Origin of the sequence: Nocardia grenadensis NBRC 108939 (assembly GCF_001613445.1) — a bacterium.
GTDB lineage: Bacteria > Actinomycetota > Actinomycetes > Mycobacteriales > Mycobacteriaceae > Nocardia > Nocardia grenadensis.
In genome coordinates this window covers 1-8,857 of the sequence record NZ_BDCJ01000054.1, presented here as the reverse complement: position 1 = coordinate 8,857, position 8,857 = coordinate 1, and the positions used below count along the sequence as shown (strand labels likewise).

Annotated in this window: 6 protein-coding genes; 5 read left to right on the top strand and 1 reads right to left on the bottom strand. The window is 65.8% G+C overall.

Annotated elements, in window-relative coordinates; genetic code table 11:
• The first annotated feature begins 1,908 nt into the window (after window positions 1–1,908).
• Window positions 1,909–3,336 (top strand): short-chain fatty acyl-CoA regulator family protein, encoded by a 1,428-nt coding sequence (locus tag NGR01S_RS29635; RefSeq protein WP_063042714.1) that lies wholly within the window; start codon window positions 1,909–1,911, stop codon window positions 3,334–3,336.
• Window positions 3,337–3,448: 112 nt separating this feature from the next.
• Here the strand turns inward: NGR01S_RS29635 and NGR01S_RS29630 are convergent, their stop codons facing one another.
• Complete coding sequence (locus tag NGR01S_RS29630; RefSeq protein WP_063042712.1) at window positions 3,449–3,706, bottom strand: pterin-binding domain-containing protein; 258 nt, start codon at window positions 3,704–3,706, stop codon at window positions 3,449–3,451.
• Window positions 3,707–3,828: 122 nt separating this feature from the next.
• Here NGR01S_RS29630 and prpD point away from each other — a divergent pair, with 122 nt between their 5' ends.
• From prpD to NGR01S_RS29610, 4 genes are all read left to right on the top strand, one after another.
• Window positions 3,829–5,331: a 2-methylcitrate dehydratase PrpD gene (prpD, locus tag NGR01S_RS29625; RefSeq protein ID WP_063042710.1), complete on the top strand. Its 1,503-nt coding sequence runs from the start codon at window positions 3,829–3,831 to the stop codon at window positions 5,329–5,331.
• Window positions 5,331–6,245: a methylisocitrate lyase gene (gene prpB / locus NGR01S_RS29620; protein WP_063042708.1), complete on the top strand. Its 915-nt coding sequence runs from the start codon at window positions 5,331–5,333 to the stop codon at window positions 6,243–6,245. Before prpD ends, prpB begins: the two co-directional genes overlap by 1 nt.
• Window positions 6,245–7,369, top strand: coding sequence for a bifunctional 2-methylcitrate synthase/citrate synthase (locus NGR01S_RS29615; RefSeq protein ID WP_063042706.1), 1,125 nt, complete (start codon window positions 6,245–6,247; stop codon window positions 7,367–7,369). The genes prpB and NGR01S_RS29615 overlap by 1 nt, the downstream gene beginning before the upstream one ends.
• Before the next feature lie 108 nt (window positions 7,370–7,477).
• The coding region (locus tag NGR01S_RS29610; protein ID WP_157107513.1) for an ATP-binding protein at window positions 7,478–8,857 on the top strand (1,380 nt) is incomplete at its 3' end.

Here is an 8,857-nt window from a genome sequence, read left to right as displayed (position 1 = left end):
CCGCGGCGGCGAGCCCCGCGGCGACGCGCAGCGCCAGCGCGAGCCGCGCACTGGAATGAAAGACGCCGCCAGTGCACCGACCCGGAAGACCGGACCGACGACTGCCGGGCGGCACTGACCTGGATTCTTTAGCAGGCCATTGGAGTACGAATAACTCGCGGCGTCAACCAAATTCGTAGGAACGGTGATACCAATCCGTAGGCGGCGGCGAGTGGGCCGAGCGGATTACCGTGCTGACGTGTGGGCGCCACGTCGACCGAGACCCGACGCGGGCCTGGCCCCCGTGAGTGCGGCGGCTGCTCTACTACACGCCGGCGGTCAGCCGTTGCCATATCCTGGCGGCTCGCTCACCGAACCGGTTTTGTCCTGCCTCGCTGTGCGCAGTGCCGGTTGTGGTCGCCGGGCCTGTGGTCACCGATGCGGTCGGCGACTCCCATTGCGACCACGCCAACGGCGGGTGGCTGATGACCTTCGGCAAGAACGTGGTCGGTTCATCGTCTGAACAGTATCGGCCGGCGAGTATCTCCGGTGAGCTGCGGCGCGCCCCGGCCTGGTCCGAGATGAGCAGGTCAGTAGCGGGTGAACCCATGTGCGCTGGTCTCCTTCGTCATCTGTTGTCGGGACACCACATATGTCCCCATGCGGCGTAGGGCAGGCAGCCCCACCAGGTACAACGATCGATCTTCCGGGGGTCGACGGTCGAAACCCGAACCCACTTGACCGTCAATGGCTATGCGCAAGACTGCGTCTTGTTGCCTAGTACGCAACACTTTACGGATGCCGCAACTCGACTAGCAAATTATGAGCGAACATTGAGGCCGTGGGGATCGAACCTCCGACACCATCACCACGACGGCACCGAATCCGCTTCCCGGACCAGGGAAAGCACCGGCGCGGGACCGGCTCTCCGTTCTCGAAATGTCGTTGATCGGCCGCCCGTCTCGCCGGGCTGAGCTCGGCCGGACCTCGGTCCCGTCAGGTTCGGCGATCACGGTCAATCCGGCAACCTCGGTCGGCGTAGCTACAGGGCCCAGGCCGCGGACCGCGATGCCGTACAGGCCGTTTGGGGTGCCTTTGCTCGAAGCGGACCTCTCGGACGGCACCGGTCCACCGCCGCCACGGTGCGCCTTCTCAGCAGGCGCACCGTTGGCGGGAGGATTTACCAGCTGCCGCGGCCGAGTTCTACCGGTTGGATCGACAAGAGCATCCGCCATCGGGGTGCGTTCCCGCCGGGGCCCGGGGGCGCGAACTGCGGTTTCAAGTCGGTATCGGGAGCGGTCTGGGTGAGCGATGATGCGGGGCGTGATGCTTTGGACTGGTGGGTCGTCGGTGCTTCTCCAAGTCGGCGCCGTCGTCACCTTTCACGGTAGCGCGTCCCCAGCTCGACTCGGCCCCGTTCCGGTGCAATAACTACCCGGGAACAGGGACTGTCGGCGGTTCGATAGTGTGCGGCTGTCCGTCTTGGGCCTGGTGGTGATCATCGACGGTGCTGACGAGCGCAGGCGATGGGCTTTGGCTGGCCTCGTCGAGCACGGGAAGGCTGGCGGGGATGGGTTTCTGGGAGCATGCGCTGCTGGTCGGCGGCCGATATCTACGCATTCGGGGAAGGTCTGGATGCGTAGTCGTCGTGCATGCAAGAACGGGCGAGGGCTGTTCATTGCCGACGACGGGTATGCATCACGTCATCACTTTCGGGGTTTCCAGGGCCGTCGAACTGTGGCTGCCGCAAGCGATCGGCACGGTCTCGCAGCTCGGTCGGTCGGTGTTCGACGGCCCACTCGATGCGCTGCCGGGCAAGGCTCGGTGCTGGTCGGGGTAGTGTCCCGGTCCAGTGCATCCGGTGCGGTTGCAGCAGGTTCGGTCTGTGGCCGATTATCGGCTCGAACGTTGCGGGATAGGGGTCGGCTGGTGGAGAAGATGTATGCGGGTGCTCGGTTGCGGGTGTTGCGTGAGCAGCGGGGGTTGTCTCAGTCCGGGCTGGCCAAGGCTCTCGGGTTGTCGCTGAGTTATGTCAATCAGCTGGAGAATGATCAGCGGCCGTTGACGGTGCCGGTGCTGATGCGGTTGACATCGACCTTCGATTTGGAGGTGGGTTTCTTCGCGCCGGAGACCGATGCGCGGCTGCTGGCGGATCTGCAGGAGGCGTTCGCCGAGGATCCGGAGGCCAGCTCGGTGGGTGGCAGTGAGCTCGATGATCTTCTATCGCGGGTGCCGGCGGCGGCGCGGTTGTTGATCAGTCAGCATCGCCGGTTGCGGGTTGCCAACGGCCAGCTTGAGCAGCTGACCGCGGGGCTGGAATCGCCGGTGGTCGATCCGCGGACGGCGATGCCCTACGAGGATGTTCGTGATTTCTTCTATGACCGCCGCAATCACATCCCGGCCTTGGACGCCGCCGCCGAGGGTCTGTTCACGCGGTGCGGGTTCACGCTCGGTGGACTGGATCTGCAACTGGCCCACCTGCTGCACGCCGAGCACGATGTGAAGGTCTTGATTCGCTCGGAAGACCCGGTCCGGCCCGGTCCCAAACGGCTCTATGATCCGGAGAAACGGACGCTCACCCTCGCGCGTCGCCTGACCGCTGGGCAGCGGGCGTTCCAGTTGGCCACGCAGCTGGCGTTTCTTACCCAATCGGGGGCGATCGATGATCTGCTCGCCGAGAGCGCTGCCTTTCCTGCGGAATCGCGTCGGTTGCTGCGGATCGGACTGGCCAATTACTTCGCGGGCGCGTTGATCTTGCCCTACGCGCTGTTCCTGAACGCGGCCGAGACTCTGCACTACGACATCGATCTGCTCGCTGCCCAGTTCGAGGTCGGTTTCGAAACTGTATGCCATCGATTGTCGACGTTGCAGCGGCGTGGGCAGCGTGGTGTGCCGTTCTTCTTCGTCCGTACCGATCGGGCGGGCAATATCTCGAAACGGCAGTCCGCTACGGCGTTTCATTTCTCCCGGGCCGGGGGCAGTTGCCCGCTGTGGGTGGTACACGACGCGTTCGCGACGCCGGGCCGGATCCGCACACAGATCGCGGAGATGCCCGACGGGCGCACCTATCTGTGGTTGGCACGGACCACGGGCGAGAGCAGCCCGGGCTACCTGGCGCCCTCGCGAGACTTCGCTGTCGGACTCGGTTGTGATCTTGCCTACGCCGACAAACTCGTGTATTCCCACGGACTTCCGCTCCACGATACGGCTGCCGCTGTGCCGATCGGAGCCGGTTGCCGGGTATGCGAACGTACGGCGTGTCCGCAACGTGCGTTCCCGCAGATCGGGCGACCGCTCGCCGCAGACGAGAACCGACCGGCGACCACCCCGTACGCGCCCGCGGCCGCCGAAGGCTGAAGTTGCCCGCCAGGGGTGATCGGGTCGGCCTGCGGAGTATGCGCCGGGGCGGCCACTGAGCCCCCGGCAGTGCGCACGGCGTGCAGGGTCGGCAACACATTGAGTGTCCGGATCACCGCTGAGCCCAGGCAGCGTCCCGCAGTGGTGGGGCTGGTGCCGCGACGGCGAGCGGACCTGCCAGCCGGGTCGGAGGGGTCGGATAGTCCGCGAACAGCGCGTTGACAGCTTTCCCGCTGGATCCGATGACCACGGGGTAGGGCATCGCCATCAGGACCCCGAGTGCATCGAGCAGGGCGAGAACGTGGGTGGTCGCTGTGCCGAACCCGATGCCCGGTCGGCCGACACCGCCGGCACGCGATGCCCTCCACAAACTCCGCAATTTTGCAGGTCGGGCTCCACAAAATACGCATTTGCAACGGATTCCGGCAGCTCCGTTGCGTCCGTAGCGTGCGAATCGAAGCGAATCGCATCGATCCCTGGAGGCCGGAGACTGTGAAGAATCATCTCGTCCGTACCCATCGTTCCGCGGAGCATTTCCCCCGCGAGCAGCATCTGGCGTGGCGGATCGCGGAGGTCGCGACGGATCCGGTGGAGGTCGCCCCGGAGACCGAGGAGATGATCGTCAACCGGATCATCGACAACGCCGCGGTGGCCCTGGCGTCGGTGACCCGGCGTCCGGTGGCCAACGCCCGCGCTCAGGCGCTCGCGCATCCGTACACTCCCGGCGCGACGGTATTCGGGGTGGACGGCCGGTACTCGCCGGAATGGGCGGCCTGGGCCAACGGCGTGGCCGTGCGCGAGCTCGATTTCCACGATACGTTCTTGGCCGCCGAGTACTCCCACCCCGGCGACAACATTCCCTCGATTCTGGCGGTGGCCCAGCACGCCGGACGCGGCGGCCGCGATCTCATCCGGGGGCTGGCCACCGGCTACGAGATCCAGATCGATCTGGTGCGGTCCATCTGCCTGCACGAACACAAGATCGACCATGTAGCCCACCTGGGCCCCTCGGCCGCCGCCGGTATCGGCACCCTGCTCGGACTCGACGCCGAGACCGTCTACCAGGCCATCGGCCAGGCGTTGCACACCACCACCGCCACCCGTCAGTCGCGCAAGGGCGAGATTTCGAGCTGGAAGGCTTACGCTCCCGCGTTCGCCGGGAAGATGGCCGTGGAGGCCGTGGACCGGGCGATGCGCGGTGAGAGCGCGCCGTCGCCGATCTGGGAAGGCGAGGACGGGGTGATCGCCTGGCTGCTGGGCGGTCCGAAGACCGAGTACTCGGTGCCGCTGCCCGGACCGGGCGAAGCCAAGCAGGCGATCCTGGACTCCTACACCAAGGAGCATTCCGCGGAGTATCAAAGCCAGGCGCCGATCGATCTGGCCCGGCGGCTGCGAGACCGGATCGGTGACCTCGGGCAGATCGCCTCGATCGTTCTGCACACCAGCCATCACACCCATGTGGTGATCGGCACAGGATCCAACGATCCGCAGAAATTCGATCCGACCGCGTCGCGCGAAACCCTCGACCACTCGGTGCCCTATATCTTCGCGGTCGCCCTGGAGGACGGCACCTGGCATCACGAACGCTCCTATGCGCCGGAGCGGGCGCAGCGCCCGGAGACCGTGGAGCTGTGGCGCAAGATCTCCACCGCCGAGGATCCGGAGTGGACCCGCCGCTACCACTCGACCGACCCGGCGGAGAAGGCGTTCGGCGCCCGCGCCGAGGTCACCCTGAAGAGCGGTGAGGTGATCGTCGACGAACTCGCCATCGCCGACGCCCACCCGCTGGGCGCACGGCCCTTCGCCCGCGACCAGTACATCGCCAAATTCCGCACCCTCGCCGAGGGCGTCGTCGAGCCCGCCGAGCAGGACCGCTTCCTCGAGGTGGTCCAGCGCGCGGGCGAGCTGTCCGCGGGTGAGTTGTCGGAGCTCACCTTCACCGTCTCGCCGGATGTGCTCGCCCGCGCGCCCCGTTCCCCGAAGGGACTGTTCTGATGACCGGTCTACTCGCCGCCTCCACCTCGGCCGCCGACAAGCGCGCTGCCTTCCGCACCGGCCTCGAATCCGGCCGCATCCAACGATTGCCCGGCGCGTTCAATCCGCTGGTCGCGAAACTGATCCAGGAGATCGGTTTCGAAGGGGTCTACGTCTCCGGTGCGGTGCTCTCCGCCGATCTCGGGCTGCCCGATATCGGCCTGACCACCCTCACGGAGGCCTCCGGTCGCGGGCACCAGATCGCCCGGGTCACCGATCTGCCGGTGCTGATCGACGCCGACACCGGATTCGGTGAGCCGATGAGCGCCGCACGGACGGTGACTGTGCTCGAGGATGCCGGTATCGCCGGCTGTCACCTCGAAGATCAGGTCAACCCCAAGCGGTGTGGTCACCTCGACGGCAAAGCCGTGGTGCCGGCCGACGAGATGGTCCGCCGGTTGCGGGCGGCGGTCTCGACTCGCCGCGATCCGAACTTCGTGATCTGCGCGCGGACCGACGCGGCGGGTATCGAAGGTATCGATGCGGCGATCGAGCGGGCCCAGGCCTATGCCGAGGCGGGCGCGGATCTCATTTTCACCGAAGCGCTGCACACCGCGGATGACTTCGAGAAATTCCGTGCCGCGGTATCCACACCGTTGCTGGCGAATATGACCGAATTCGGGAAATCCGAACTGCTGTCGGCCGCGACGCTGGAAAAGATCGGCTACAACGCGATCATCTACCCCGTCTCGACTCTGCGCCTGGCGATGTTTGCCGCGGAAGCGGGCCTGCGCGAAATCTACGCGGAGGGCACGCAATCCGGTCTGCTGGACCGGATGCAGCATCGGAGTCGGCTCTATGAGTTGCTGCAGTACGAGCGTTACAACGAATTCGATTCCGACATCTTCAATTTCACTCTGGGAAGGAACCAGTGATGACGGAGACCGCGATACCGACCATCTACAAGGGATTGGCGGGCGTCGTCGTCGACACCACCGCCGTCTCGAAAGTGGTGCCGGAAACGAACTCGCTGACCTACCGCGGCTATGCCGTGCAGGATCTGGCCGCGCACTGCACCTTCGAGCAGGTCGCCTATCTGCTCTGGTACGGCGAGTTGCCCACCGATGCCGAACTGGAACGCTTCCAGCAGCAGGAACGTGCCGCTCGTCGCGCCGATCGGTCGCTTCTGTCGTTGGTGGCGAAAATGCCCGACACGTGTCATCCGATGGATGTGGTCCGGACGGCCATCAGCTACCTCGGCGCCGAGGACCCCGCCGAGGACGATGATTCGGCGAATGCCAATCGTGCCAAGTCGTTGCGGATGTTCGCGGTGCTGCCGACGATCGTCGCGGCCGATCACCGCCGCCGGCACGGCCTGGACCCCATCGCGCCGCATTCTCATATGGGGTATGCCGAGAACTTTCTGAACATGTGCTTCGGTAGAGTCCCGGCGCCCGAGTTGGTGAAGGCGTTCGAGGTCTCGCTGATCCTGTATGCCGAGCACAGTTTCAACGCCTCGACCTTCGCCGCGCGGGTGGTGACCTCGACGCTGTCGGATATCTACAGCGCGGTCACCGCTGCAATCGGCGCGCTCAAGGGCCCGCTGCACGGTGGTGCAAACGAGGCCGTTATGCATCACATGCTCGAGATCGACGATCCGGCCCTGGCCGAGGAGTGGTTGCGCGAGAAGCTGGCGAAGAAGGAAAAGGTGATGGGCTTCGGTCACCGGGTCTACAAGAACGGTGACTCCCGGGTGCCCACCATGAAGCAGGCGTTCCTGGATATCGCCGCTGTCACCGGTGGGCAGAAGTGGGTGCGGATGTACGAGGTCCTCGAGAAGACGATGGACGACGCCACTGGGATCAAACCGAACCTCGACTTCCCGACCGGCCCGGCCTACCACCTGCTCGGATTCGATATCGAGGTCTTCACCCCGATCTTCGTGATGAGTCGGATCACCGGCTGGACCGCCCACATCATCGAACAGGGTGAATCGAACGCGCTGATCCGGCCGCTGAGCGAATACGTCGGTGTCTCCCAGCGCCCGGTCGTGGCCTGACACTTCGCAACCCGCCGTCGACGGCTCGCACGAGGTGTGCGAGCCGTCGATTCCGTTACTCGCCGCGGTCACCGCCGCGCGCCCGAATACCCGACGAGGTCGACCGATATGTTTTCCAAGATCCTGGTAGCCAATCGCGGCGAGATCGCCATCCGCGGGTTCCGCGCCGCCTATGAGCTCGGCATCGGCACGGTCGCGGTATTCCCCCATGAGGACCGCAACTCACCGCACCGGCACAAGGCCGATGAGTCCTACCAGATCGGCGAAGAAGGACATCCTGTCCGCGCGTATCTCTCGATCTCCGACATCGTCGCCACCGCGGTCGCGGCCGGTGCGGACGCCATCTACCCGGGGTACGGGTTCCTGTCGGAAAACCCTGGGCTGGCCGCGGCGTGCGCTGACGCCGGTATCACTTTTGTCGGTCCTTCGGCCCAGGTCTTGGAGTTGACCGGAAACAAGGCGCGGGCGGTGGCGGCCGCGAAAGCAGCCGGGCTGCCGGTCCTCGACTCGAGCGCTCCCTCGGCGGATGTGGAAGAGCTACTGACGGCTGCCGCGTCGATGGAGTTCCCGGTGTTCGTCAAGGCTGTCGCCGGCGGCGGAGGCCGCGGGATGCGACGTGTCGCCGAACCGGCCGGCCTGCGAGAAGCCATAGAGGCCGCCTCCCGCGAGGCGGAGTCGGCGTTCGGTGATCCGACGGTGTTCCTCGAACAAGCCGTGGTCAACCCGCGACATATCGAAGTGCAGATCCTGGCCGATACCCAGGGCAATGTCATGCACCTGTTCGAACGCGACTGCTCCCTGCAGCGCCGGCACCAGAAGGTCATCGAACTCGCCCCCGCCCCGAATCTGGACCCGGAGCTCCGCGACCGGATCTGCGCGGACGCCGTCGCCTTCGCCCGGCAGATCGGCTACACCTGCGCGGGCACCGTGGAATTCCTGCTCGACGAACGCGGCAACCATGTCTTCATCGAGATGAACCCCCGCATCCAGGTCGAACACACAGTGACCGAGGAGATCACCGACGTCGATCTGGTCCAAGCCCAGCTGCGCATCGCCGCCGGTGAATCCCTCGATGATCTCGGCCTCAGTCAGGAAACAGTGCGAATTCGGGGCGCGGCGCTGCAATGTCGCATCACCACCGAGGACCCGGCCAACGACTTCCGTCCCGACACCGGCCGCATCACCGCCTACCGCAGCCCGGGCGGGGCAGGAGTACGGCTGGACGGAGGCGCCCACGTCGGCGCGGAAATCGGCGCCTACTTCGACTCGATGCTGGTGAAACTGACCTGCCGTGGCCAGGACTTCGATACCGCGGTCGCCCGGGCGCGCCGGGCCGTCGCGGAATTCCGCATCCGTGGCCTGGCGACCAACATCCCCTTCCTCCAAGCGGTGCTGGACGACCCGGCATTCCGTGCCGGATTGGCGACTACGAGTTTCATCGAAGAACGCCCACACCTGCTCACCACCCGGAGCTCCGCTGACCGCGCG

Excerpts from the sequence above, each read along its gene's own strand:
- prpB (WP_063042708.1), top strand. The coding sequence starts at position 5,331 with ATGACCGGTCTACTCGCCGCCTCCACCTCGGCCGCCGACAAGCGCGCT.
- NGR01S_RS29615 (WP_063042706.1), top strand. The coding sequence starts at position 6,245 with ATGACGGAGACCGCGATACCGACCATCTACAAGGGATTGGCGGGCGTC.